The sequence below is a fragment of the Phycisphaerales bacterium genome (assembly GCA_016699835.1).
Taxonomy (GTDB): domain Bacteria; phylum Planctomycetota; class Phycisphaerae; order Phycisphaerales; family UBA1924.
This window is the reverse complement of sequence record CP064987.1, coordinates 3,232,426-3,257,786: the sequence shown is the minus strand read 5'-3', so window position 1 is coordinate 3,257,786 and position 25,361 is coordinate 3,232,426. Positions and strand designations below refer to the sequence as shown.

The 25,361-nt window shown below is 64.9% G+C and carries 20 protein-coding genes; 2 read left to right on the top strand and 18 right to left on the bottom strand.

Features of this window, described 5'->3' with window-relative positions:
* Positions 1 to 78: 78 nt before the first annotated feature.
* The 16 genes from IPK69_13505 to IPK69_13430 form a co-directional block, all read right to left on the bottom strand.
* Complete coding sequence (locus IPK69_13505) at positions 79 to 882, bottom strand: SDR family oxidoreductase (GenBank protein ID QQS08972.1); 804 nt, start codon at positions 880 to 882, stop codon at positions 79 to 81.
* Positions 883 to 964: 82 nt separating this feature from the next.
* On the bottom strand, positions 965 to 2,281 hold the full coding sequence (locus IPK69_13500; protein QQS08971.1) for a hypothetical protein: 1,317 nt from the start codon (positions 2,279 to 2,281) through the stop codon (positions 965 to 967).
* A 92-nt stretch (positions 2,282 to 2,373) separates the two neighbouring features.
* Positions 2,374 to 4,893: a hypothetical protein gene (locus IPK69_13495; GenBank protein ID QQS08970.1), complete on the bottom strand. Its 2,520-nt coding sequence runs from the start codon at positions 4,891 to 4,893 to the stop codon at positions 2,374 to 2,376.
* Positions 4,890 to 5,681, bottom strand: coding sequence for a hypothetical protein (locus tag IPK69_13490; protein QQS08969.1), 792 nt, complete (start codon positions 5,679 to 5,681; stop codon positions 4,890 to 4,892). The genes IPK69_13495 and IPK69_13490 overlap by 4 nt, the downstream gene beginning before the upstream one ends.
* Positions 5,678 to 6,289, bottom strand: coding sequence for a hypothetical protein (locus IPK69_13485; protein QQS08968.1), 612 nt, complete (start codon positions 6,287 to 6,289; stop codon positions 5,678 to 5,680). Before IPK69_13485 ends, IPK69_13490 begins: the two co-directional genes overlap by 4 nt.
* Complete coding sequence (locus IPK69_13480; protein ID QQS08967.1) at positions 6,289 to 8,085, bottom strand: PilN domain-containing protein; 1,797 nt, start codon at positions 8,083 to 8,085, stop codon at positions 6,289 to 6,291. The genes IPK69_13485 and IPK69_13480 overlap by 1 nt, the downstream gene beginning before the upstream one ends.
* Positions 8,082 to 9,452 carry a general secretion pathway protein GspK gene (locus IPK69_13475; protein ID QQS08966.1) on the bottom strand — a complete coding sequence of 457 codons (1,371 nt, stop codon included), beginning with the start codon at positions 9,450 to 9,452 and terminating at the stop codon, positions 8,082 to 8,084. Before IPK69_13475 ends, IPK69_13480 begins: the two co-directional genes overlap by 4 nt.
* Positions 9,449 to 10,426, bottom strand: coding sequence for a prepilin-type N-terminal cleavage/methylation domain-containing protein (locus IPK69_13470; protein QQS08965.1), 978 nt, complete (start codon positions 10,424 to 10,426; stop codon positions 9,449 to 9,451). Before IPK69_13470 ends, IPK69_13475 begins: the two co-directional genes overlap by 4 nt.
* On the bottom strand, positions 10,423 to 10,893 hold the full coding sequence (locus IPK69_13465) for a type II secretion system protein (protein ID QQS08964.1): 471 nt from the start codon (positions 10,891 to 10,893) through the stop codon (positions 10,423 to 10,425). The genes IPK69_13470 and IPK69_13465 overlap by 4 nt, the downstream gene beginning before the upstream one ends.
* Positions 10,894 to 10,904: 11 nt before the next feature.
* The gene (locus IPK69_13460; GenBank protein QQS08963.1) at positions 10,905 to 11,465 is read right to left on the bottom strand and encodes a type II secretion system protein; all 561 of its coding nucleotides are present in this window, start codon (positions 11,463 to 11,465) and stop codon (positions 10,905 to 10,907) included.
* A gap of 25 nt (positions 11,466 to 11,490) precedes the next feature.
* Positions 11,491 to 11,934 carry a type II secretion system protein GspG gene (locus tag IPK69_13455; GenBank protein QQS08962.1) on the bottom strand — a complete coding sequence of 148 codons (444 nt, stop codon included), beginning with the start codon at positions 11,932 to 11,934 and terminating at the stop codon, positions 11,491 to 11,493.
* Positions 11,935 to 11,952: 18 nt separating this feature from the next.
* A complete protein-coding gene (locus IPK69_13450; protein QQS08961.1) occupies positions 11,953 to 13,203 on the bottom strand; it encodes a type II secretion system F family protein in 1,251 nt (416 codons plus the stop codon).
* Complete coding sequence (locus tag IPK69_13445; protein QQS08960.1) at positions 13,200 to 14,879, bottom strand: type II/IV secretion system protein; 1,680 nt, start codon at positions 14,877 to 14,879, stop codon at positions 13,200 to 13,202. Before IPK69_13445 ends, IPK69_13450 begins: the two co-directional genes overlap by 4 nt.
* Positions 14,880 to 14,945: 66 nt before the next feature.
* Positions 14,946 to 16,232 (bottom strand): hypothetical protein, encoded by a 1,287-nt coding sequence (locus IPK69_13440; protein QQS08959.1) that lies wholly within the window; start codon positions 16,230 to 16,232, stop codon positions 14,946 to 14,948.
* Between the two features lie 438 nt (positions 16,233 to 16,670).
* A complete protein-coding gene (locus IPK69_13435) occupies positions 16,671 to 17,642 on the bottom strand; it encodes an enoyl-CoA hydratase/isomerase family protein (protein QQS08958.1) in 972 nt (323 codons plus the stop codon).
* Positions 17,643 to 17,820: 178 nt separating this feature from the next.
* Positions 17,821 to 18,237, bottom strand: coding sequence for a VOC family protein (locus IPK69_13430; GenBank protein QQS08957.1), 417 nt, complete (start codon positions 18,235 to 18,237; stop codon positions 17,821 to 17,823).
* Positions 18,238 to 18,293: 56 nt separating this feature from the next.
* Between IPK69_13430 and IPK69_13425 the strand changes: the two genes are divergently transcribed.
* Positions 18,294 to 19,352 (top strand): polyprenyl synthetase family protein, encoded by a 1,059-nt coding sequence (locus IPK69_13425; GenBank protein ID QQS08956.1) that lies wholly within the window; start codon positions 18,294 to 18,296, stop codon positions 19,350 to 19,352.
* A 20-nt stretch (positions 19,353 to 19,372) separates the two neighbouring features.
* Here the strand turns inward: IPK69_13425 and IPK69_13420 are convergent, their stop codons facing one another.
* Entirely contained in the window at positions 19,373 to 21,649 is a 2,277-nt protein-coding gene (locus IPK69_13420; GenBank protein QQS08955.1) for a DUF5110 domain-containing protein, read from the bottom strand.
* 287 nt (positions 21,650 to 21,936) lie between these two features.
* Between IPK69_13420 and IPK69_13415 the strand changes: the two genes are divergently transcribed.
* Positions 21,937 to 24,879, top strand: a complete 2,943-nt coding sequence (locus tag IPK69_13415; protein QQS08954.1) for a hypothetical protein — start codon at positions 21,937 to 21,939, stop codon at positions 24,877 to 24,879.
* Positions 24,880 to 24,921: 42 nt separating this feature from the next.
* Here IPK69_13415 and IPK69_13410 read toward each other — a convergent pair whose 3' ends face one another.
* Positions 24,922 to 25,359: a rhodanese-like domain-containing protein gene (locus IPK69_13410; protein ID QQS08953.1), complete on the bottom strand. Its 438-nt coding sequence runs from the start codon at positions 25,357 to 25,359 to the stop codon at positions 24,922 to 24,924.
* Between the last annotated feature and the right edge of the window lie 2 nt (positions 25,360 to 25,361).

Sequence of the window (25,361 nt, the reverse complement as noted above, 5' to 3'; positions counted from 1 at the left end):
ACCTGATTCTGGGGCATCCCGGTCGTATTCATGGACGCCGATTCAGGGTTCTCTGCGTCATCCGACACCGCCGGAAGGTCAGAGCGTCGGCAAGCGGCCGCCGTCGACAGGGAGGTTGATGCCGGAGATGTAGCCCGCGGCGGGACTGGCGAGGAACGCGACGGCGGCGGCGGTCTCGGCTGGCTCGGCGAAACGGGCGAGGGGGATCGTGGCTTTCAGGTCGGCCTCGATCTCGGCGTTGGTCTTGCTGGCCTTCTTGGCTCGGCCTTCGACGAGGGAGGTGAGTCGCTCGGTGGCCGTGAATCCAGGGAGGACGTTGTTGACGGTGATGTTGAAGGGGCCGAGTTCGCTGGCGAGAGTCTTGGCCCAACTGGCGACGGCGCCGCGGATGGTGTTGGAGACGCCCAGGCCCGGGATGGGGGCTTTCACGCTGGTCGAGATGATGTTGATGATCCGGCCATACTTCGCGGCCTTCATGGCCGGGACGAGGCGTGTCGCGAGGATGTGGTTGCAGATGAGGTGGGCCTCGAAGGCGGCACGGAAGGCGTCGGGTGCGGCGTCGATCGCCTGGCCTGCGGGGGGGCCGCCTGTGTTGTTGATGAGGATGTGAACAGCGAGGCCTTTGGAGACGCGTTCGGCGAGGAGGGCGTCGAGTTCGGCGGGCTTGCTGAAGTCGGCGGCGAGGGTGGCGTGAGATTGCGCGTGGGAGGTCGGCAACTCGGCCTTGACGGCGTCGAGTTTGGATTGGTCACGTGAGATGAGGAGAATGCGAGCGCCGAGGGCGGCGAGGGTGTTGGCGCAGGCTCGGCCTATGCCGGAGGTTGAGCCGCAGACGACGGCGGTTTTGTTGGCGAGGGAGAGATCGACTGGGTTGTGTGCCATGAGAGAGGGTAGACGGATTGGGGCGTCCATCCGGCCACCGCTCTGGAGTGCGATGCCACCAAAGCAGTGATGCACCTCGTGATCACGGCGCGAGTGGGTCTTTGCCCTGGGTGCCCAGGGTGATAGCGGTGATCTCGAGGCGCTGGGGATCGGCGCGAGAGGGCGAGAAGGCGATGATGCTGCGGGGCGGGGCGGCCCCCCCACTCATTAGCGTCAACGCGACGGGCTGCGAACCGATAGCGCGGCGGGGCATGACGGCGCCGGCCACGACGCGGACGGCGGTGAAGGACGAGTTCGGCGTGGCGGCCGGGACCGGCTCGAAGGCGAGGCCCTGAGCGGTTGCGCAGAAGTAACCGTCAGCCGTTTCGTTTCGATTGGCGGGAATCGTGGCATAGGGAATGGCGGCGTAGGAGTCCGCGGCGAGTGGGACGAGGGCGTTTCGCTGCAGGTCGTAGATCACCATTCGCCCCAGGACGGGATGGAGGAGGGCGAGCGGGAGCGGGGCGTTGACGAGCGCGTTGGATGTTCTCGGAGGCGCGGGGAGTGGCGAGGCGACGCTCGCGGCGACCTGGTAGGCCGTCGAATCAGAAACTTGTCCCGCGAGGAGTCGGCGGGTAATCGTGGAGCCGAGACGGACCTTTGTTGCGGAAGATGAATCGGGGGCGAGGCGGATGGCCTCGATCTCCAGGGCGTCGGCGACACGCGCGAGCGCGTAGAGGATGTTTGGATCGTCGGAGGCGAGGGGGAACTCGTACGACCCTGCCCCCCCACTGCCGGCGGCTCGGGTGAACTCGACGCCATCGGGGCGGAGGAGGACGAGATCGCGCAACGGTGAGGCGATGGTCGAGCGAGTGAAGGCGAGGTCGCCGGCGGGTGTGAGGATGGCGTGGGCGTTGATGACTCCCGGTGGAGACTTCATGAGCCACTCGATAGCGCCCGAGGCCCAGCGGAGTTTACCGATCCAGCGTGAGCCGTCGTCACGCGGATGCTCGACGAGGACGCCGGCGTGGTCGGCGGATCGGCCGAGGAGGAGGCCCGCGGGAACATCGTCGGCGAGATCGATTCGCTTTGGGGGCGAGGAGGAGATGTCGTAGAGGGCGACGCGCGTTCCCGGTGACGGGACCGCGTCTGGGAGCGCGAGGAGCGTTGGCCAGTCCGGAGCGAGGCCCTCCTCGACGGCGAGTTTGAGTCCATCAGGAGAGATGACGGGGAGGACCTGGGCGTCGTAGGTGACGCCGCCGAGGGGTTGGAGGATGGCCTGGACGCGCGAGGCGGAGGTTTGTGTGGAGGGATCGCGGGCGGCGACGGAGCCTGTGGGGATGTTGGCGGGCGCAGAAGTCGTTGTCGAAGGAGCGAAGAGGGGACGTTTGGTGTTCGTGCTCGGCGATTCTTCAACCACGCAGGCCGAGAGTGAAACAAGAGGTAGGAGGAGTAGACACAGGCGAGACGCCTGTGCCACGAGGGTGGGTTGGGACTTCAACACGTGTTTGATCACTGCTGGGGCTGGGGTTGCTGCTGGGACTGGGATTCGTTGGTGATGGGCTTGGGCGTGGTGCGGAGCGTGGAATCGGGGTCCTGTTCATCCATGCGCTGCATGAGGCGGTCGCGATACGGGGCGTTGATCTGGTCCACTTCCTCGGGATTCTCAACGACGACGGGAGTGATGAAGACGAGGAGTTCGGTCGTGGTCTGACGCTTGTCGCGGCTGCGGAAGAGGTATCCAAGGAGCGGGATGTCGCCCAGGAGAGGGACCTTGCGGACGACGTCGGAATCGTCGGAGCGGAGGATGCCGGAGATCACGATGGTCTGCTGATCTCGGACGATGATCTGGGTCGTGGTTTCGCGGCGATCGACGACGAAGCCGCCGAAGAGGGTCTGGCCCTGGACGATGGAGGAGAGTTCGAGGTTGACGCGAAGATCGACGTCCTTCTTCGGAGTGATTCGTGGGCGTACGCGGAGTTGGATGCCGACGGCCTTGTAATCGAAGGATTGGACGAGGTTGCCCTGGGTGTTGGTCTGGCTATCGGTGATGAAGGGGATGTCCTGGCCATCGAAGAACTCGGCCTCTTCGTTGTCGCTGGTAAAGATCTTGGGCTCGCTCAGGATGTTGACCTTGGTCTTCTGGGCGAGGGCGGAGAGGAGGAAGTTGAGGTTGATGGAGGAGTTGAGGACGGTGGTGTCGAAGAGGTTGCCGGCGAAGGTGTTGTTGGCGGTACCCGAGGCGTTGTTGGTGATGCTGATGTTGTTGTCGGTGTTGGTGGCGGAGATATTGCTGCTGGACCAGCGGAAGCCGAGTTCGGTGGCGTCGTCGCGGGAGATCTCACAGACGATGGCGGAGAGGAGCACCTGACGACCGGGCTGATCGAGTTGGGAGACGAGCTGCGTGATGGAGGAGCGGTACTCGGGGGGCGAGATCACCATGACGGCGTTCTGACGCCAGACTGGGACGATGCGGAGTTTGCCGACGAGATTCGAGGCGGCTCTTTGATCGGCCTGCTGGCGGGCACGCTGCCACCAGAAGGAGATGGTCTGGGCGGCGGAGTTCGCGTCGGAGTTGGCATTCGCGGTGGAGGACGTCGATGCGAAAGGGCTGGAGCCCGAGAGGCTGGCGTCGGAAAGGCCCTGGACGGATCGGCGAACGGTGGCGGGTGTGCCATCCTGGGCGAGGAGGGCGTTCAACTGCTCGGCGAGGTCCTCGGCGGAGGCGTGCTTGAGTTCGATGATGACGGGGAGACCGATGGTCTGCGGCTGGTCGAGGTCGCGGATGATCTCGTCGATGACGGTGAGGTTGTCGGGGCTTTTGGCGACGACCACGAGGCGGCCGGACTCGGGGATGGCCTCGAAGGAGAACTGGCCCGCGAGTCGGCCGACGCCCTGGGACTGGGTGTTGTTACGGTTGTTACCGGTGGTGGTTGAGGCTTTGCCGAAGAGTCCCTCGAGGAGTTCCTTGACCTTGACGGGGTCTGAGTTCTTCATGTCGTAGGTGCGTGGGATGACAGCCTCATCCGGGAGGGGAAGGTCCCACTGATTGGCGACGAGTTCGCGGATCTGGGAGATGACCTCGGGGTCGGCGACGACGGTGACGCTGTTCTGCTGGGTGTTTGCGGTGACGCGGATCTGGGTGTTGCTCTGCGCTTGCTGCTGGTTGTTCGGCTGTCGGCGGTTGTTCTGGTTGGTTTGCGTGGTGCTGCGGCGCTGGTTCCCCTCGGGGAAGAGTTCCTGGATGTTCTGGGAGACGACGGTCGCGTCGGCGTATCGAAGGCGGAAGGTCTCGGTGACGACGGCCCCGGCGCTGGGACGATCGAGGGCGGCGATGAGTCGCTCGACGCGCTTCAGGAGCGTGACCGAGCCGAGGACGGTGATCTGGTTGGACTCTTCGTCGATCGTGAGTTTGGCATATTCGGGGAGGCTGTTCTTGATGGCGTCGCCGAACTTCTTGCTCGTCACGTAACGCAGGGAGTAGACCTTCTCGAGGATGTACCCCGAGTCGTGGAGTTCGAGGACGGACTCGTCGGGATTGATGACGGGGACGTCCTGGCGCTGGATCTCGGCGAGGTCGCGGAGGGTGATCGTGCCATCGCGGATGACGACGCCGATCTGGTTCTGGAGCAGGGCGATGAAGACCATGTCGAGCGCCTTGCGGCGCGGGATGGGGCGATCGTTGAGGACGGTGACGCGGCGGGTCAAAATGTCGGACTGGGGGAGGACGACCTTGCCCGTGGCCTCGACGATGAAGGGGATGATCTCCTCGACGGTGACGTTCTTGAAGGCGAGGGTGGTGTCGGGGCCGTCGAGAACTTCGCCCGGAGCGTCCGGGGGTGTGTCGGCGTGATCGGGGGCGTGGGCATCGGTGGGCTGGGTGTCGAGATTCTGGAGGGCGCGATCGACGGCGGCCTTCATCTCGTCGGCGCTCGGATCGTCCTGGGCGCGAGCGACTGTCGCGAGCGAGAGCGCGGCGATGGCGACGGCGGCAATGAGAACTCGGGCGGCGCGGAACGACACGTGGGTCATGGACGGCTCCGGTCGTCTGGGGGTGGATTGGATGGCGGAGGAGGCGGATTCTCGGCTGACGGGGCGGGCGCAGGCTCGGACGGGGGCGGCGGAGGAGAATCGTCGCTCTCGTGGATGACGGTGATCTCGCCGTCGCCGATGACGACGCTGGTGGATTCGGGTGTGGGTGTGGTCGCGACGGGCTTGGAGGTGAGCGGCTTGGGGAGCGAGGGGGTGTCGTCGGTCGCCATTCTCGTGGCGGGGACACTCGCCCTGGTGAATCGACCGGGGATGATGAGTTCGTCGCGTTTGAAGAGGCCGACGGTGAACTCGACGCCCTTCCACTCGACGACAGCCTCCCACGGTGGAAGGAGGCGTGTGATCTTGAGATCGTCCACCGGATCCGCACCGACTTTGAGTTTCGTGCCGTTGTCGAACCAGGCGACGCCGTTGATCATGCCGACGAGGGTTGGGCCGCCGTAGTACGTGGGCTTGGGCGGCGGGCCGGTGTCGATGGGTGGTTCGTCGGCGATGACCTCGGGCGGGCGCGGGGCGGCGGGGGTAAAGAAGACGGTCCGACCGTCGATGTGGGCGATGAGAGTTTCGAACTGTTCCTTGTACTTCTCGTCGCGAGCCTTCTCGCTCTTGGCATCTCCGAGTGGGGTCGCGGCGGGAACGGTCATCGCGCGAACGATCGCGACGCCCGAGTTCGCGGCGATGGCGGCGGCGCCAAGGAGGGCTGCGGTGGCGATCCGTCCCGGCCAGCCGAGACGTTGCCAGACGATGGCGATCGTGTCGGAGAGGGTCATGGGCGGGTCCTCGCGGCCTTCTTGATGATCTGCCACGCCTCGACGTTGATGGTGGACCGAAGCACGCGTGAGGTGCGATCGGTGCTGGCGATGCGCGTCTGGAGGCGGTTGATGACGGCGATCTTGGGCTCGCGCTCGAGACCGGCGAGGACGCGGGCGAGTTGCTCCGGCGAGGAATCGAAGGCGATCTCGATCTGGAGGCGCTGGACCTGCTCGTTGTCCTTCGCGAAGGCGGTCAGGGGTGACTTGGCGTTGCCGAGGGGGACCTCGCGCGTCGTCAGGAGTGGCTGGACGTCGTTCTCCGCGAGGATCTTGCTGATGGCGCGGTTGACGTCCTCGGATCGGGCGACGCGCTCGCCCGGGCCATCGACGATTCCGAATCGGGTGACGCCGATGGTGGCGTCCTGGTCGGCGGAGAGACGGGCCTGGCGTTCAGCCTCGAATCGGACGAGTTCGGTGGCCTTGGCGTCGGCCGTGTTGTTGATGGATTTGGTCTTGTTGATCACAGGCTCGACCACGCCGAAGTAGAGCGCGAGGACGAGGACCGCGCCGAGCGCGACCTTGATGACGGGGGATTGGCGGTTCCAGAAGGCGAGCATGCCGGCCATTAGCCACCGCCTTTCAGGGCCCGGAGGCGGTCCTTGAGTTTGGAGACCTCGCTCTCGAGTCGCTGTTTGGTCGCGCTGTCGAGGTCCTTCTTGTTGGCGGTCAGGAACGCGGAGCGTGTGGAGAACTCTTTCATGGTTCCCGATTGATCAAGTGCGGCAATATCGGCATCGACGATCGGAGCGGGGGCTTCCTTGGGGAGCGAACTCGAGCCCGTCGAGCGATTGGCGCCGGGCGTGGATGCGCCGCTGGAGCCGCCGAATGAGGAGCGGGAAGTTCGCGTGGGCTTGTCGGCCTTGGGCTCCACGGCGGTATTCGAGGCGTTCTGGCCCGGATAGAGACGCTCGGCAAGGGGCGTCTTGGAGAAATCGAAATCAACGGGAGGCTCGCCCTCGGGCGCGGTCGGGAGCGAGAACGAGGCGTGTGGCTGAGCGACGGTGGCCGCGATGTCGAAGGTGGTCGTCTCGCCGGTGCGGGATTCCGTGCGCTTGGTCTGGGCGAAGAAGTGCTTGGAGTTGTTGAGATTGGTGACGAGGGCGGCGACGAGGTCCGGGTTGTCGGCCTGGCCCTGGAGTTGGATGGGCTGGCCCGGGACGATGGTGAGATTCGTGATCGTGACGCCGACGGGCGTGGACGCGGAGATCTCGGCGAGGATCTTGGTCATGGGCCAGCGCGTGCGTGAGAGTTCCTGGTAGATGCTGGATCGCTTGTTGAGTTCCTCACGCCGCGCCTGCTGGACCTTGAGCGACTCGGACTTACTCTGCATAAGGGCCGACCGTGCGAGCGCCGTGAGCCACGGAATCGCGATCGCAAGGGCGACGGCGGAAAGGACCGCAATGACGGCAGTTCTCGTGGAAGAGAGCGAGGTCGACGCGCGGAGAAGCAGTGGCTCCTCGATCTTCGGCGCCTTGTCGTGGAGGGCCGCGAAGGAGCGAACCGTGGGAACGGTCGAGAGTGCCGCAAGCGCCCCGCCGAGCGCGAGGGCATTCTTGCGCAGCCACATGTCGTTGGCGCGGGCGCCGGCGATGGACTCAGCGAACGACGCGGGCGCGCCCTCGGGTGTCACGAGCGAGGGAGCAGACTTGGTGACGTTGGTGACGAGTTGGGTCGCGCGACGTACGGCGTCGGCCCAGGCGTCGGTGGTCGAGGTGTCCTCGACGAGAGACCGCGCGACGAGGCCCTTGCCGTTCTTGTGGATGAGGGCGATGCTGCCATCGGCGGGATCGGCGAAGGCATACAGGTCGTCGGATGGGTCTGTAAGGCCAGCGGCCTGGGCCTCGAGACGGAGCGCGGCAAGGGCGGAGATCGGGGCGATGAATGTTGCCCGTGTGCCCTTGGGAGGCGACCATGAACCGTGCGGGTGATCGGCAACGAGGGCGGTCAAGAGGCCGGTGCGGGCGTCAGTCGATGTTGGGTTGAGCATGCCGACGGCCCGGCGATGCGAGGGCAGCGACTCGGGAAGGAGCGTCTCGGCCTGGAGTTCCAGGGCGGAAAGTGTCTCGGCATCGCTCGCCTGGGGAATCGGGACGGACCGAGCGATGGTGCTGCCGCCGGGCGCGATCTCGATGATGTCCTTGAACTCGTGCTGGCGGGCGGCCTTGGCGAGCCACGCGGAGAGTTGGGCCTTGGGGAGTTCCTGGGAATCGAGGATCTCGGGCTTGCCGTTGCGCTTGACGATGAGGGCGACGACCGTATCGCCCTGGACGTGTATCGCCGCGACCACGCGCACGGGGCCTTTGGCGCGGGACGCGGGCGCGGCTCGGAGGGCGTTGGGTTTGGGTTCCACCGTCGCGGTCATTGAACTCGGAACTCCTTGATGACGGCCGGGACGGATGAACGATCGATCGTCACGACGATTTCAACTTCGATGCCGGTGGTGACGTCGCGCCCGCGGACGGTGGCCTCGATCACGTTCGATCGGACGGTGAGCAGATCGTAGATCTGGGCGAGGCGGGTGCGGGACATTCCCTGGACCTCGGCGAGTTCGACGATCGAGGCGAACCCATCGGGGCGGGTGTCCCGCTCGGCGATGATCTCGTCGACGAGTTCCGGCGGGATGTCCGGGAGCATCTCGAGGGTCTCACGCTCGCAGGTATTGATGTTGAGTCGCCCGGGAATGACACCCGCGGGAATGACGCCGATGGAGCAGGTATCGAGGAGTTTGGTGAGTTGCTCGTCGGTGAGGGGAGCGACCTGGGGCGCAGAGTTGAACCCGAAGGAGTTGGTGTCGCCGCCGGTGCCGGATTGGGACTGGAGTTGGGGGAGCGTGGTGCGGATGTAGTCGGCCATCGTGGCGCCGCTCTCGCTCGCGTGGTCGATGATGATCTGCGCCTGATCGTCCTCGACGCCGATGAGTTTGGTGAGGTCGGCGGTCGCGGCAGTCTTGAGATCGACATACTCCTCGCCGGTGGACGTGAAGTGGCTCTCGACGCTGGCGGCGGTCAACACGCCGGCCCAGCCCAGGTCGAGCGTGCCGTCTCGGTTGTCCCAGGGAAGGCTGGCGTCGTCATCGTCCTCGTTGGGGTCGAGGAGCGAGTTGAGGTTCCAGTCCTCGCCGCGGACCTCATCGACCGCAACTCCGGCGACGAGCTCGAGTTCCTGGATCGAGCGGAAGAACGCGTTCCGCGGCTGATACGGCGTGGTCTGCGAGTTGTAGTACGAGAACTCGGCGCCCAGGGCGAGGGACTCATCGTCCTCGTCGATCCAGTCCACGATGCTCGCGACAATGTCCTCGGACATGAGCGGCTCGATATTGAGCAGTTGCTCTGGCGTGAGGCGATTGATGTTGAGTTTGGCGTGGGCGTCGGCGGGGCCGAGGACCTCGCCGGTGGGTGTGGAGTGGACGACAGTGTAAACAGCGCGGTCGATCGCCCCCTCGGCGACCTGGGCGGCATCATCGAAGACGCGGAAGGCGTTGGACTGATCGGAGTCGAGCGTGGCATTCTCGACGCGGGCGAGCGTAGCCTCGACGCCGCTGCGGGCGGCCCAGTAGGCACGCGTGCGCGCAAGGGCCTCACGCCCGCCGACGGCCTGCGCATAGGCCGTCGCCTGGATGGAGCCGACGACAACCACCGAGAGCATGAACGTCCAGAGGACGAGCAGGAGCGCGAACGCGCGGCGCGTGCGTGGAATGAGGACCGAGCGGCGTGTGATTGCGGGAATCATGGGCGGTCACCTCCCCCACCGCCCGGTGGTGTGCTGCCGCCGCGTGGTCCACCCGCGCCTGCGCCGTTTCCTCCACCGGTGTTCCCGCCGCCGGTGCCTCGGCCGCCGCCGCCGCCGGTTGTTGGACCTCCACCTCCTCCACCACCGCCGCCGCCGGTCGTGGGAGTTTCACGTATGAATCCGCCTCCACCGCCAGAGCCACCGGAGTCATTCCCAGTGCCTCCGGTGCCAGTGGTGGCGTTTGGAGATGGCGTCGTTGGGTTGCCGGAGTCGGTCTCGTCAGTGGTCTCGGCTTCGGGCGTGAACGGAATGGGCACGCGATCGACGGGCACGACGGCTCGATAGGTCGCGGAGGCGAGTCCATCGCTGGAGCGCGTGGTCATGGAGATACGAACAGCGTGGGGCATGCCGTCGTGGTCGGTGTCCCACTCGGGGAACCACTCGGAGCCGTCGAAGGCATCGATGGCGAGCGTCTCGATGCCGGGCGCGACGCGCCAGGCGAGGCCTCCGATGTCGGCCTTGGAACCCAGCGCCATCTCGGCGCGGCGCCAGAGCGTGGGGAACGGATTGTCGAGGGAATCGCCGCCGACGCGATACTCGACGATCTGCTCGCCGCCGTCGGGCGCGGTGTAGGGATCACGGAGAGGTCGGATAGAGCGTGAACGGACGAGGATGGAATCGGCGCCCGAGCCACCATCGAGGGCCTCGATGTCGGCGCCGCCATCGGTGATGGTGAGGTGAGTCTGGAGGAGATCCGCATCGCGGCAAAGACATTGCAGATCGCGGGCGATCCGCGTGACGCCGGCCTGGGCGGAGGCGAACGCCTCACGATGCGAGCGTGAGGTCGCACGGGATCGGGCGAGGGCGCTCAGCGCGGTGGCCGCACCGCCGGCGACGAGCGAGCAGAGAACGAGGGCAACGAGCACTTCCACGAGCGTAAACGCGGGGCGATGGTGAACGCGCGTGCATTTCATGGCGCGTTCTCCGAGGTGCGTTCGACGGATTCCTGCGGGCGCCGATCGGGGTCTGGATCATCGCCCAGTCGCGGCGCGATCAGGGCCTCCATGGACTCGGATCGCTCACGGCCTGACTCGTTCCACAAAATGGTGGCGACGACGGAGTAAGGATCGCCATCGGTGGTCGAGGAGACGTCGATCGTGTAGCGGTAGTCCTGGAAAGGGGCGTCGCACAAGCCGGCCTCGTCGAACTCGCGGGCGAACGTGTCAGGACCGACGGCGACGACCATGGCGAGTTTCTCGTCCAACAGCATCGCAACGATCTGGAGGCGTTCACCCTGCTGCTGGGCGCGAAGGGCAGAAGACGCGATCCCGATGAGCACGGCAAGGGCGACACCCATGATGACCACAGCGACGAGCGTGTCGATCAGGAGCACGCCGCGGCGTGTGTGCGTGATCGGGAGATGTCGCGGCGTGAGGTGCATGGGTGAAACGATCAGAACGGCGTGTTCGCGGAACCCTGGGCGTCGAGGTCGATAACGGTGGTGTGGTCGGGCGGCTCGAGCCCCTCGGTCACCACAACGGTGGTGCCCGAGGGCGCGAGCGTGAGTGTCCAGGCGTCGTTGTCGGAGTTCGAAGGGTTCACGAGGGTGAGGATCAGTTCCGGGCGGATGCTCGTGGGAGAGAACTCGACGCGGAACGTGCGTTCGTCGAGAGGAACGCCATCGGCCCGGGCAACTTTCAACATGAGGCGTTCGAGGTGGACCGGCGAGGCGAGACGGTCGTCCTGCCACTGATGCGAGGAGAGGTCGTTGGACTTGGGATCGGGCGCGGCAAGCGAGAGGACAGAGAACGTATCGTTGGTGAAGGAGATCGCGAGGCTCTGGCTGCTGACCTGGTCGCGAAGGGCGGCGGATTCAAGCAGATTGGCGACGCTCTGGGCCTCCGAAACAAGATCGGCGCGTGTGCCCGTGAGGCGAGGTACGACCACGGCCGCCATCAGCCCGATGAGGACGACGACGACGAGAACCTCGATGATGGTGAAGCCGCGACGCATGGAGAAGAGGTCTCCTTTTTGTGGATCAGTCTCGCTTGCCATGGATGACGTCGGCGGCCTCGCCCTCGCCGCCCTCGACGCCGTCGGAGCCATAGGAGACAACGTCGAAGTCGGTGTTGAAGTTGCCAGGGACGATGAGGACGAACTGTCGCCCCCAGGGGTCCAGCAGGACGTCGGCGTTATCGATGTAGGGACCTTGCCATCCCTTGGCCGTGTCGCCGCCGGGTGCTTCGAGGAGGATGTCGAGGGTGTCGCCCGGCTCGAGGCTGCGGCAATCGATGGTGAATCGTTTGATCGCGCTGGCGAGAGCGGTTGCATTGGTCTGCGCAATCTTTCGTTTGGATTGGCCCAGTGTGGTGCCGAGGCGACTGACGATGACCGTTGCGATGATCCCGATGATCGCGACGATCACGAGGACCTCGATGATCGTGAAGGCGCTTCGGCGGAAGTGACGACGTGTATGGCGCATGGACCTGGTTCCTGAGGGCTAGCGGATTCCCGTGGCGTTCTGGGCCTCGAGGAGCGCGAGGAGGATGGAGAGCACGACAAACCCGACGCCCAAGGCGCCCATCACCACGAGGATGGGCGGGAGGGCGGCGGTAAAGACCTTGAGACTGACCTCGACGCGATCGTCGAAGGACTTGGCGGCCTGCTTGAGCAGTTCATCGAGACGCCCAGACTTCTCGCCGAGCGAAACGATCTGCACGAGCATCTCGGGGAAGTAGCCCGACTTCTCCATCGGTTCGGCGATGGTCTTGCCGCCGGCGACGTCGTCGGAGACCTGCTCGATGACGGACTCCATCGCCTTGTTGCCCAGCGTGCCCTTGGTGATGCGAAGGGCGGTCAGCACCCCAAGCCCGGAACCGACCTGGGTCGCGAGCGTGCGCGTGAACCGGGCCACGGCGACATCGCGCAACACCGGCCCCAGGAGCGGGACTTGCAGGAGGAAGCGATCGACCTTCAGTCGAACGTCGGGCTTGGCGAGCGTGGCCTTGAGGACGAAGAAACCGGCGCCGAGCGCGAGGACGAGATATGGCCAATAGACCTTCACGAACATCGCGATGTCGTTGAGGATTCTTGTGGGCAGGGGAAGTTGCGCGACGCTCAGGCCCGTCTTCTTCAGGAGCGTCGGCACGATGAAGAGCACGACGATCGCGATCGCGATCACGATGAGCACGAGGAGAATCGCGGGATAGAGCGTGGCGCCGGCGATCGACCGCTTGAGTTTCACGTCGCGATCGAGAAGGTCGGCGCACTGCTCCATCGTCTCGGGGAGTTTGCCCGAGGCCTCGCCGGAACGGACGAGGTTCACGAGGAGTTCCGTGAACGGACGCCCGAACTGCTCCATCGCGTCGGCGAAACTGCGCCCCTGCTCAATCTGGGAGACAAGGGCGCGGATGATGACGGCCCGTCGCGAGGTCGTGTTCCTTCCGGCGCACGCGCGAAGAGCCGTCGTGAGCGGAAGCCCCGCAGAGAGGGCCGTCGCGATCTCACGGACGAGCGCGGCGAGATTGGCGCCGGACATGCTGTGGGCGCGGCGCAACGCGGCGGCCTCTTCACGCCGGTGGGTGGGATCTCCCGACGCGGCGACCGCGATCGATTGGGCCTCGTTCACCGACGCGATCGAGGCCGGGGTGACGCCCATGCGAGCGAGCAGACGCAAGGCCGAGGCCCGATCGGGGGCGTCGATCGTCTGCATCTCGCGCGAGGCGAGCGTCTTGTACGCGAACGTCGTCACGCGGTCGTTCCCCCACCACTCCCACTCACACCGCCGCCACTCGTCGCATTCGCCGAGAGGAGACCCGGGAGATCCTCGGCATCCTGTGTGGCGCGGAGGACTTCATCAACGGTGGTCAGCCCCTGGGCAGCCTTGATCATCCCGTCGCGGCGCATAGTGACAAACCCGGGCCCAACAGCGCGGACCATCTCGTGGGCGCTCTGACGCTGCGAGATCGCCTGGCGAAGGGGCGAGTTGGTGAGGATCATCTCATAAAACCCGATGCGCGAGCGATAGCCCGTGCCGTCACACTTCTCGCACCCGACGCCCTTGGACCCGCGGCGCCCGGGGAACATCGCGAGTTCGACCTCGGACAAGCGATGCAGGAGTTCCTCGGGAAGCGGTGCAGCGGCGCGGCAGTGCGGGCAGATCTTTCGGCCAAGACGCTGCGCGAGGATTCCCTCGAGTACGCTGGACAAAAGGAACGGCTCGATGCCCATGTCGAGCAGGCGACCCGGCGCGCTGATCGCGCTGTTGGTGTGGAGCGTCGAGAAGAGGAGGTGCCCCGTGAGCGCGGCACGCACGGCAATCTCGGCGGTCTCGGCGTCGCGGATCTCGCCCACCATGATCACGTCGGGATCTTGGCGCAGAATGGACCGCAAGCCGTTCGCGAAGGTGAGCCCGCGCTTCGGGTTGACGGGGATCTGGTTCACGCCGTTGAGTTCGTACTCGACGGGGTCCTCGATGGTGATGATCTTGAGGCTCGGGTCGTAGAGTTTGGTGAGCGCCGCGTAGAGCGTGGTGGTCTTTCCCGATCCGGTGGGCCCGGTGACAAGGACCATGCCGTGGGGCAGGTCGATGAGTTTCTGCATCGACGCGCGGTCGGGCTCACGCATGCCGAGCGTCTCGAGGTCGAGGCGGATGGCCTCCTTGTCGAGCACACGCATGACCACCGACTCGCCATAGATCGTGGGGACGGTGCTGACGCGGATGTCGATCTTTCGGCCTTCGAAGCGGAGCGTGATGTGCCCGTCCTGCGGCGCGTAACGCTCGGCGATGTTCATCCCCGCCATGATCTTGATGCGGCTGGTGATCGCGGGCTGGAGCGTCCTGGGCGGCGAGTCCTGCTCCACGAGCACGCCATCGACACGATACTTCACCGCAAGGTGCCGCTCGAACGGCTCCACGTGGATGTCCGACGCACGCTCACGGATCGCCTCGAGGATGATCAGGTTGACGAGGTTGATAAGGGACGGCTGCTCGGCCATCCGGTGGAGATCCTCGGCCTGGATGGCTTCGAGGTTGGCGATGAGATCGTCGGATTCCTCCGCCTGACCGCCGAGACGTGCGGCCATCTGGGCGGCGGTGATGCCATAAGTTGAGCGAAGGAGTTCTGCGAAGGGCTCCTCGGCGATGCCCACACCGGTGACGGGCCTGCGCGTGAGGATCGAGAGTTCGTCGAGGGCCTCGGTCTCCTCGGGGTTGACCATCGCGACGTGGACCCGCGAGCCATGGATCGCGAAGGGAACGGCGCGAAGGCGGACGGCCTGCTCGGCGTTGAGCAGGGCCGAGGCGGCCGGATCGACCTTGGGGACTTCTTCAAGGACTGGTGGTGTGGATGCAGAGCGAACCGCCACGCTCGGGCGGTTGCCGCCGTCGATCACGGTGCCATTGCTCGAAGGGGTGTTGTTGGGCATGCGAGTTCGTGGTGTCGATCGCCTTGGTGTTACCGGTCCTACATCGCTTGTATTTCTCCACGGCGGCTAGTCCTCGTCCTCCTCCATCATGATGCCCATGTCCTCAATGAAGCCCATCTGCCCGCGAGGGTCGGCTTTCTTCTCCGGGAGGGCGGTGTACTGCTCCTCGGAAAGGACGGACTTCAGACGGTCTAACGCCCGATCCTCGATTTCCTTGCGTGCCTTTCGGGCATCGGTGACAGATGTGTCCTTCTCACCGCCCATGCCATCCATGCCTCCCATGAAACCGTCCATCATTGCCGAGATCTTGCCCCCGGCCTTTTCTTCCTTCTCGTCGTTCGCCTTGGCCCACTTGTCATTCGCGTTGGCGAGGTCACGCATGAAGGTGGTCTGGTAGGCCGCGAGCGAGGACCGCTGATCGTCGGAGAGGGACTTCATCGAAAGGGCCGCGGCCATCGCTTTCTCGGCGTAGGTCTCTTTGTACACTCGCGGGTGGATGCGGCGGTTGATGAGCAACTCCACCTCAGCCTTCTTATCCTCGGGAATGACGGCAAGCACACGGCGGGTGTAATCGCGGTTGATGTCGCGAATCATGCGACCCTGGGCCTCAACGTCCTTGATCGCCTTGCGCTGGGCCTCAAAGTCCATCATGCCCTCGCCCACCGCGCTCTTCTGCGCTTCCTTGCCAATGCGCTCGAAGTCCTTGAGGCGGGTGTCGAGATCGGTCTCGTAGCGATCAAGGATCTCGACGAGACCCTCAACCGAACCCGGCTCGATTTTGGCCTGATCGAGCACCTTGTAGAGATCGACGGACATGCCGCCGACGATGCCGAACCGCATGATGGTCTCGCGCCGGCGGTGGCGTTCGATCTTCGGCCACTGGGCTTCCTGCTCCGGGGTCAGGAGGAGTTTGACATCCTCATAGAAGGCCTTCTCCTGCGAGGTGGCCTTCTTCTCCATCTCTTCCTGGATGGCCATGGACTTCTTCTGGAACTGGGTCCAGTCGGAAGACTCGCGAGCCTCCTCCATCATGGACTCCATCTTGGTCTGCATCTCCTTCGCGAGATCCTTGGCGGCAGCCCGCTGGCCCTCGAGCAGCGCCCGGGCGGCCGTCTTCTGGTCGTCGGTCAGGTCCAGGATCTTCGCGTACGAATCCAGGCTCCGACGCGAGATGGACATGTCCATCCCCATGTTCATGCCACCTGACAGGAACTGGGCCGAGGCGGTTGGCGCCGGACCCACGATCGCGGCTGCTCCAGCAATCGCGATGGCGATCGAGGCCACCCCGGTACGGGCGAACGCCCCAAGCCGTGCGGTGAAGCGTGCTACATGACTTCTCAGTTCGGTGTTCATATCGGCTCCTGATTCGAGAGTCGGGCGAGCGTGGGATTCAGGCTCGCCGAGGATTCAGTACTGGATCGGGACAATGAACTTCACGCAAGGGGCGTTCGGCGCACATGTGGACGAAATGCGTGCGACAAGCCTGGTCAAGCAACAGAACGCATCACGGTCCATGGTTTCAGCAAGTCTCCCCTGCGAGCGTGTGGAGTCAGTTTGGATAGGCTGACAGAGTATAAACCGCCCGGCGTGGCGTGGACCGCGTGTCCAGACGGCGGAAGGTACGAGTCGGCATCGAGCGGCGTTCGTTCATGCCTGTTTGTTGGGAGGGAAGGCCCCAGGGTTGCGGCATGGCCGTTGCGCACCAGTTGCGCTCGTGACGCCGGCCATGCCCCATGTGGATGCGAACGGGGCGCGGAGCCGTCACAAACCGTTTGACGAGTGGTGATCGCGCTACTTGGCGAAGAACTTCTCGATCGCCGTCTTCCCGGCAGGGAGGGACCGGAGGCGGACGAGTTGGCGGAGTTCAACGGCGAGGGCGCTCCGCCAGCCGGTGCTCCCACCGGTGCCTCCACTGAGTCCGGCGTCGATGGCCTCGATGACCGCTTTGGTGGAGTCCGTCGCCGAGGAACCGCTGGGATCAAAGGCGTGATCCCGGCGAACAACATCGACGGCGGCAAGGACCTTGGCGGCACAATCACCCCGCCCGATCCATCGCGAGGGCGCACCGTCGCGAGTGAGACTTGCCGAGCCAGGGTTGGCCTTCACACGATCCCGGATCCAGGCCTTGGCCGTGTCGAGCAGGGTGTCCTTGGAGGGCGCAACAACGTCGAAGAGGCCGAGAGCCTTGGCCTCGTCGAACGTGAACGTGCCGCCGGTGCACGTGGCTCGAATCGCCCGTTCGGGATCGATACGTGCGGGCAGGAGGTTCGTGCCACCCCACCCCGGACATATAGAAAGGCCGGCCTCGGGGAGACCGACGGGGTACGGCTTGGGCGGGATCGTCTGCCCATCCTTGATCGTCGGCGCGGGAGGCGAGGCGACAAGGGCGTCACAATGCATCGCGACCTCAAGCCCACCCCCCAAAGCCGCACCGTGGATCGCGGCAGCGGTGGGATACGGCAGGTCGGCGAGCATGCCGAACACGCGCTGCCCGAAGGCGAGATACCGTGCGAGATCGGCGTCACTCAGTTCGGCGATCGTCTTGAGGTCGGCGCCCGCAACAAAGACGCGGGGGCTCGCCGAGGCCATCACCAGCCCGATGGCGTTGCGCGGAAGTTCGCGGAGCGTGGCCTCGAGACGCTGGATGAGCACGTCATCGAGGACGACCATCGGGCCGACGTTGGGCTCAAGATGGAAGACGGCAACACCGGCGTGCGGGCCGGAGGCGTCCATGTGAATCGAGAATGGCGCGGGTGTGGACATGTCGGACCCTTCGAAGGCGAACACAAAGGAAGACAAACGTCAAGAGGAGGAATACAGAGGAGAATAGGAAATGCGACTGAGGCGATCGAGTTGAGAGAGATGCGGCATTGCCCTTGCATATCTCCTCCCGCTGACTTCCTCTCGTTCTCCTCGGCGTCCTCTGCGTTCGCCTTGGCGTTCACGCGGTCTGGTCCACGTACTGGTACAGCCCGATCATCGCCCCGGTCGGGTCGGCGATGACGGCCATGCGACCGCCACCCATTGTCCTCGGCGGCGAGACCACCCGCCCCCCTCCAACCTCGACGGCCCGGATCGACATGGCGAGATCCTCGACGACGACATAGACCAGCCACACGGGAGGAAGGTCCTGGTTGAGGCCCCTGGCATGACAGACGCCGGCGACCGGCGACCCGGCTCCCACGGGCACCATCGCATAGTCCGCATAGTCGCCCATGCCGACGTCCACGTGCGTCCAGCCAATGACCTGTGTGTAGAAATCCCGCAGGGGCGTCGCCTCGGGGACCGTGAGGTCCACCCACGCGATGCTCCCGGGGCGTTGCAGTGGTGATTCCTGAGGCTGGGATTCGGTGGACATATGGACCTCCTGTGTGGATCGTGAACGTGCGCTATTCTGACTGAGAAGCCCTGGAGATGCAAGTGCGCGGAGTCTTTGACGAGGTTGGTTCGGGGAACGGCGACCGGATCGCGAACGTCGCGAAGGTAGTCTCACGCGAAATCGAGCGAGTGATCCAAAGGTTCGACGGAGCACTCGAGAGCGACCTGCCCGCCGTCGAACGCCTCGTGCGCCATGTCGAGGGATACCGCGGAAAGATGCTCCGCCCGACGCTGGCGATCCTCTCCTCGCTCGCCACGCGTGACAACACCCAACACGACGATGCTGGCACGCCCGAGGACGTGATCACGGTCGCCGCGGTCGTCGAGATGGTGCACATGGCAACACTCGTGCACGACGACGTGCTCGACGAGGCCGACACACGCCGCCGGGCCGCCACGGTGAACGCGCTCGAAGGGAACGAGACCGCGGTGATCCTGGGCGATCTCCTGATCGCGAGCGCCTACGCGCTGTGCTCCACGCTCCCCACGCCCGATGCCGCACGCGTGGTGGCCAAGGCGAGCGTCGTCACCTGCACGGGTGAACTCCTCCAACTGAGCCGCCGAAATGACCTCTCGCTCGACGAGGCGACGTACATCGAGATCATCGATCGCAAAACCGCGGCCCTCATCGCGGCGGCGTGCCGACTCGGCGTGATCGCCTCGGGCCCGATGGACTCAACGCGTCTCTCGCACGCCGACCGACTCGAACGCTTCGGCCGGCTCGTGGGCCGGGCGTTCCAGATCCAGGACGACGTCCTCGATCTCGTGGGCGACGAGCGGGTCGTCGGAAAATCACTCGGCGTCGACGCCGCGAAGGGCAAAGCCACGCTCCCACTCATCGCCGCCTTGAATGACGCCGACGCGTGGACCAGAGGCGAGATCCTCGAACTACTCGATCGAGCGGCCCACGCCCAGGGACGCGGAGGCAGCGGCGTCCGCGAGCGGCTCATCGAGGCCGGCGGCGTCGCCTTCGCGCAATCACGTGCCAAAGCCTACATCGACGAAGCGAAAGCGGAACTCACGCCACTCCCCGCGAGCGGCGCTCGCCACGTCCTCGAGATGCTCGCCGATGCTGTCGTGACCCGCCAACATTAATCACGCGAAGAAATGGACCTCTATGGCACGACGCGTAGACCTGTCGGTGCACTCGGTGCTCCCTGCTCGTCATTGAGGATGCGGACGTTGTACGTGTGCTCGGGTGCAGCAAACGACCCCTCGGTCTTCACGATTCGCACCTTGACCTCGCCGCCCTCCTTCGTCGCGCGGAGCGTGGTCTTCCTGAACTCGCCATGATCGCAGCCATGCCCGTCGCCGGCGTCTTCATACAGCGTGCCGGTCGCGGCGCCGGTGTCGTCGAGATTCACAATCAGTGTGACCTCGGTCAAGGGCTTTTCATCGACAAAGTTCATCACCGGTCCGGTCGGGATGATGGCGCCAGGCCGAACAAAGAGTCGCGGCACGTCCTTGTGATCGTCCCAGCCCTTGGTCGTGTTCTTCGTGTTCGTGGGCACCTGGAACTTCAGTTCACGCCATGATCCTCGCGGCATGACGACCGCGCGCGACGAGTCGGGAATCACATTCGCGACAACGAGCAGATCGCTCCCGAGGAGGAACGAGTCGTCCTCTGAACGCAACGCCGGGTCCTTGAGATCCGCGAAGAACGTCGGGCGCGCCACAGGAAGGCCCGTGTCGTGCGCCTCACGGAAGAGCGTGTAGAAATACGGCATGAGCCGCATCCGACGCTGGAGCGCGAGCCGGCACGCCTCCTCGACATCTGGCGTGAACGCCCAGGGCTCCTTGTCGATGTTCTCCTTGCCGGTGTGCCCGCGGGCGAAGGGGAGCAACGCCCCGAATCCCATCCAGCGAGCGAAGAGCGCACCATCGCCATTGCCCGCGAAGCCGCCGAGGTCGGGCCCACTGAACGGCTGCCCGGAAAGCCCGACATTCAGCACCATCGGGATCGACGACTCAAGGTGATACCAGTTGGCGGTGTTGTCGCCGGTCCAGGTTGCGCCGTATCGATGCCCGCCGATGTAGTTCGCTCGGCTCAGCACAAAGGGGCGAACCTCGGGGTTGGCCCGAGCGATCCCCTCGCGCGTGCCGCGAATCATCTGCATGCCATAGACGTTGTGGTACCGCGCGTGATCGCCCGATGCGGCATCTCCCTGAGCAGGACCGCTAGGCCGCTTCATCGCGGGGTCGCCCGCGTGACGATTGTCCAGGGGCATCGTCTTCGACGAAACATTGAAGACCGCCGGCTCGTTCATGTCGTTCCAGACGCCCGAGATGCCGTTCGCCATGAAATCGGTGTACAACCCGGCCCACCACTGACGCACGTGAGGCGTGGTGAAGTCGGGATAGTGGCACCAACCAGGCCAGACCTCGCCCTCGTAGACCTCACCATTGGCCCGCTTGACAAAGACATCCGCGGCCCTCCCCGAGGCCATGATCGACGCGAACGTCTCGAGTTCCCTCGCCCTCGCGTCGCGCGCAGCCTGCGACTCCTTCGCAAGGTCGGCCTCCTTGCGATCCGCCGGACCTCGATCAGTCCGCGACTTCATCCCCGGATCGATCATCCACACGTTGTGGAACCCCATCGACAGCAGTTCTTCGTTGAGCGCCTTCGGGTCGGGGAAGAAGCCGCGATCGAACGTGAAGACGCGGAAGGCCTCCATGTAGTCGATGTCAAACCAGAGCACATCGCACGGAATATCCCGCTCGCGGAAACCGCGCGCAATTTCGCGGGCGCGGCTGTCGGGGTAGTACGAGTACCGACACTGGTGATACCCAAGGGCCCACTTGGGTGGCATGGGCATCTTCCCCGTGAGATCCGCAAGAGACTTCAGAACATCCTGCGGCGTCTCACCCTCGATCACCACAACCGGAAACTCCGGCCCCTCGGCGACAAACTCGATGTGCGACGGATCGGCATATCCCGTGTCCACGACGCAGCGGTAGGTCGTGTCGGCCAGCACACCGAATGACGTTCCATCCGCGCGGACCGCAAGAACCCAGGGATGTGACTGATACAAGGATGGCGCATCGTCGTCGTACCCATACGCGTCGGTATTCCAGCACGTCGTGCGACGCCCGTTGCGCCGGAGTTGCCCGGGGACCTCACCCGTGCCATAAAGCGAAGTGTCGGGCGAGATCTCAATACGAACGGCCGGCTTCTCGTCGATGCGAAGGAAGACGGGCTGCACGGCGCCCGCCTCAGCACCGAGTTGGCCCGGCTGGTCGTTCTCGATCGCGTACGACGGCAAGGCGTTCTCGCGCGCGTCGGGGCTGGCGAAGTAACGAACCGTGTGATCTCCCAATCGCTCGACCACGACGCCGGGCGCGGGTGTTGGGTCCAACAGTGCGAGAACGGTCGAAGCAAGGAGTGCTGACATCGTCAACATAGGCGTGGTCTCCGGGGTCAATGCCGATTCACTTCAGGCGGAATCGGTGTGGTGTGAGCGTAGCGGAAACCAAAGCCAATCGCACGCCGGGACATCCCGCCGATCATGCCAGGACCCGCTGTGTAACGGTTACACCCACACATGACGCCCGAGAAGCCGCCACATTCACCGATGATGATGCACAATTCTCTACATTGCCCGAAAACCAGGGTTGGCATGGAGTCGAAGATGCGGGATACTTGAAGAGACTCCATTTTCCCGTAATGACGGAACACACCATGCCCACGACCCTGCGTCTGCATTCCCCACATCGTCTCGTGACCTCGTCGCTGCTCCTCGCCGCCGCCCTCTCGGCGTGCTCCGGCGTGGCGCTCGCCGACTGGAACGAGAATCCCCCGGTGATGCTCCAGTGGTTCGAGTGCCCTTGGAACGACATGGAGCACCGCGCCCCCGATTTCTTCATGGCTGGCTACGGCTCGGTCTGGGTTCCACCTGTTTCTCGACCCTATATCTGGCCCGGCTCCTCAAACCAGAACGCCACCTCGCCCGGGTACGACGTCTTCGATCGTTTCGACCTCGGCAAGCCCAACGCCCGCACGGCCTACGGCACAGAGGCCGGCTTCGATGCCGCTGTCGAGGCCATCCATCGCGCCAATGGAGAGTTCTACGTCGATTCGATTCTGAACCACAACGCCGCTCGCCAGACCGGCTCGGGGTTCCAGAACGACGGCGGATATCCCGGCTTCTGGATGGCCCCCACCACGCCCGCGACGAACAAATCTCCAACGTCGAACTGGGGTGACTTCAACCCGGGCAACGCGCAGGGCTACCCGCAATCCACCAACGAGAACGATCCAAACTACTGCCTGCTCAGCGGCGACCTCGTCGCGCTCATCGACATCAACCAGGCCTCGAACAACATGTTCATCCGCCAGCCCGTCGCAGCCGGCAATCCACTGAACCTCCCCGGCGGTACCTACTTCAACAACCCAGACCCGAACAACGCACGGTTCTACTTCGATTCCGCGCTAGGCACCGACTCTGTCTCGAACCCTGGCATGTCCTTCGCCGGGGCGCTCACCACGGGTGCGTACACCCCCCCATGTGATGTCCCGGCACGCAACGAGCCATCCACGACCTACACACGAGGACGGTTCAACATCGCAAACGCCACGGCCGGCGACCCCGAGCCCGAGAACGCTACCGACTACCTCATGCGCTGGACCCAGTGGATGCTCGACGTCAAGAAGGTCGACGGCTTCCGTCTCGACGCCGCCAAGCACATCCCGAGTTGGTTCTGGGATTCATACTTCGACTCCGTGATGCACAACGCCCGCATCACGCCCGACGGGCGCCAGGTCACGGCGTTCTCCTTCGGCGAGTGCGTCGCGGGCAACGACTTCATCTTCGACCGCTACATCCGTAAGCCCAACGGACGCACGAGCGGCCGACTCGTCGCGGGCGACGCCTTCGGCAATCGCGACGCCCTCGATCTCTCCGGCGCTGGCTCACTCCGCAATCTCATCAACGCCGGCGGCTTCGGCACCTGGACCGACATCACCGGCTCGCATCTCGACACCATCGACGACGGCTTCAACAACGGATCCGTCGGCGTCAACCACGTCTTCAGCCACGACAACGGCTCGCAGGGCAACGGCTCCTCCGTCCCCAGCGTCCCCACCTCGCGCCAGCAGGGCTGGTTCGCCCATGCCTATCTCCTCATGCGCACCGGCCAGTCGATCGTCTATCACAACGCACGACTCGTCGGGCGCACGGGATCCGGCTTCTACCCGCGCGAGGGCACACCCATAGCCCTCGGCTATGACCAGAACGCCAGCGCCCTCAATCCCGTCCTCACCAACCTCGTCGGACTCTCCAACATGGTCGGCCGAGGCGAGTTCACGCCCCGCTGGCAGGACGGCGACGTCATGATCTTCGAACGCCGAACGCCCCTCGGCGGCGGCAACTACTCGGGCAACTGCCTCGTCGGCGCCAGCGACCGGTACGACTCGGGATACGACCAGCGCACCGTGAACACCAGTTTCCCCGCGGGCACACGCCTCATCGAACTCACCGGCAACGCCACAAGCAGCACCGTCGATCCCGTCAACGACATCGCCGACGTGCTCGTCGTAGGGCCCACAGGACAGGTCCAGTTCCGTGTCCCCCGCAATACGAGCAGCGCCGGCGAGCACAATCTCGGCTTCGTCGTCTATGCCCCGGCCATCCCCAACGGCACGCTCAGCGTGACCAACGTCGCGTCAACCATTTCCTCCGAAACCACAGGAGCCGTCGGACGCCGTCGCCTCACCTCCGTCCCCGTCATCACCGCCGATTCCTTCCAGATCCAACTCACCACCACCAACGGCGACGCCGGCGCGGCAAACAACGACAACGCCGACGACAACGCCGTCTTCCGCATCAATCAGGGCTATCAGGACTGGAACAACTCAGGCGGCGTGGACATCGACCACACCAACGCCGTCGTCCCGGGGTATGAGCAGTTCGTCACGCTCCACCAGCCCCTCGCGAACACCGCCAACACAATGGGCCAATACGCCCAGACCATCGACGCGACGCAACTCCCCGAGGGGATGAACTACATCTCGGTCATCGCCTTCCGCAAGCGCAGCGGCAACGAGGCCCCGCTCTTCCGCGAGTTCCGCCAGGTGGTCTACATCGACCGCGAGTGCCCCACCGTCCAACTCGCGCTTCCCCCCGGGCCGTACACGACCACGACGCTCCAGGCCACAATTCGATCGGTCGATGGCACCGTTCTCCCCGCGGTCGTCGGAAGCGTCTCCTCCCCCGGCGTCCACGTCCTCGTGAATCCGAACCCCGCGTTCGATCCCACGACGCTCGTCGCCACCTCAAACGCCGCCACTCGCGTCGATCGCCAGGAGTGGAGCCGAGCCGTCACCGGGCTGGTCCACGGCACCAATCGCATCGTCGTCCTCGCCGTCCAGGAGAACGCCCGCGTCTGCGCCACCGAGTTCCAGATCTTCGTCAACCTCTGCCCCGCCGACGTCGACGACGGTAGCGGCACGGGAACGCCCGACGGCGGCATCACCATCGATGACCTCCTCTACTACCTCAGCATCTTCAACGCGGGCGCGATCGGCGCCGACGTGGACAACGGCACCGGCACAGGCACTCCCGACGGCGGCGTCACCATCGACGACCTGCTCTACTACCTGACCCGATTCAACGCCGGGTGCTGAGCCCACTCCTCCGATGATGTCCATACGCCCGTGTGAGAAACATCATTGAGGCGTCGCGGGATCCACGAGCCACACGCGTGCTCCATTGCGCTCATACCTCGGCACGCCCTGGTCCACCGCCCACGACCAGAGATCAATCCCGCCATAGATCGACCGCGCCTGGGGCACGCCCAGCGCCTGAAGCGCACTCGCCGCACGCAGCGACCGCACGCCATGATGGCACATCACCCCGATGACATCGGCCTCCAACTCACGCACCTCGTCGGCCCGACGCTCGATCTCGTCCACGGGAATATGGATCGACCCCGGCACGCGCGCCGCATCGAACTCTTCCTTGAGTCGCACATCCACGATCGCCACGCGCGTGGCCGAGTGATTGATCAGTTCCGCGAAGTCGCACGGCGCGATCTCAAGCCCCTCGCGCAGGCTCTCACCAATCGGAAGGCCATTGGTTTGAAGTTTCGGTCGAGCAGTCGCCATGG

What these genes read in the sequence shown, in the direction of transcription:
- IPK69_13495 (QQS08970.1), bottom strand. Translation starts at nt 4,893, where the DNA reads ATGACCCACGTGTCGTTCCGCGCCGCCCGAGTTCTCATTGCCGCCGTC.
- IPK69_13470 (QQS08965.1), bottom strand. Translation starts at nt 10,426, where the DNA reads ATGAAATGCACGCGCGTTCACCATCGCCCCGCGTTTACGCTCGTGGAA.
- IPK69_13485 (QQS08968.1), bottom strand. Translation starts at nt 6,289, where the DNA reads ATGGCCGGCATGCTCGCCTTCTGGAACCGCCAATCCCCCGTCATCAAG.
- IPK69_13435 (QQS08958.1), bottom strand. Translation starts at nt 17,642, where the DNA reads ATGTCCACACCCGCGCCATTCTCGATTCACATGGACGCCTCCGGCCCG.
- IPK69_13445 (QQS08960.1), bottom strand. Translation starts at nt 14,879, where the DNA reads ATGCCCAACAACACCCCTTCGAGCAATGGCACCGTGATCGACGGCGGC.
- IPK69_13465 (QQS08964.1), bottom strand. Translation starts at nt 10,893, where the DNA reads ATGCACCTCACGCCGCGACATCTCCCGATCACGCACACACGCCGCGGC.
- IPK69_13410 (QQS08953.1), bottom strand. Translation starts at nt 25,359, where the DNA reads ATGGCGACTGCTCGACCGAAACTTCAAACCAATGGCCTTCCGATTGGT.
- IPK69_13425 (QQS08956.1), top strand. Translation starts at nt 18,294, where the DNA reads ATGCAAGTGCGCGGAGTCTTTGACGAGGTTGGTTCGGGGAACGGCGAC.
- IPK69_13475 (QQS08966.1), bottom strand. Translation starts at nt 9,452, where the DNA reads ATGATTCCCGCAATCACACGCCGCTCGGTCCTCATTCCACGCACGCGC.
- IPK69_13430 (QQS08957.1), bottom strand. Translation starts at nt 18,237, where the DNA reads ATGTCCACCGAATCCCAGCCTCAGGAATCACCACTGCAACGCCCCGGG.
- IPK69_13490 (QQS08969.1), bottom strand. Translation starts at nt 5,681, where the DNA reads ATGACCCTCTCCGACACGATCGCCATCGTCTGGCAACGTCTCGGCTGG.
- IPK69_13440 (QQS08959.1), bottom strand. Translation starts at nt 16,232, where the DNA reads ATGAACACCGAACTGAGAAGTCATGTAGCACGCTTCACCGCACGGCTT.
- IPK69_13455 (QQS08962.1), bottom strand. Translation starts at nt 11,934, where the DNA reads ATGCGCCATACACGTCGTCACTTCCGCCGAAGCGCCTTCACGATCATC.
- IPK69_13460 (QQS08963.1), bottom strand. Translation starts at nt 11,465, where the DNA reads ATGCGTCGCGGCTTCACCATCATCGAGGTTCTCGTCGTCGTCGTCCTC.
- IPK69_13505 (QQS08972.1), bottom strand. Translation starts at nt 882, where the DNA reads ATGGCACACAACCCAGTCGATCTCTCCCTCGCCAACAAAACCGCCGTC.
- IPK69_13420 (QQS08955.1), bottom strand. Translation starts at nt 21,649, where the DNA reads ATGTCAGCACTCCTTGCTTCGACCGTTCTCGCACTGTTGGACCCAACA.
- IPK69_13480 (QQS08967.1), bottom strand. Translation starts at nt 8,085, where the DNA reads ATGACCGCGACGGTGGAACCCAAACCCAACGCCCTCCGAGCCGCGCCC.
- IPK69_13415 (QQS08954.1), top strand. Translation starts at nt 21,937, where the DNA reads ATGCCCACGACCCTGCGTCTGCATTCCCCACATCGTCTCGTGACCTCG.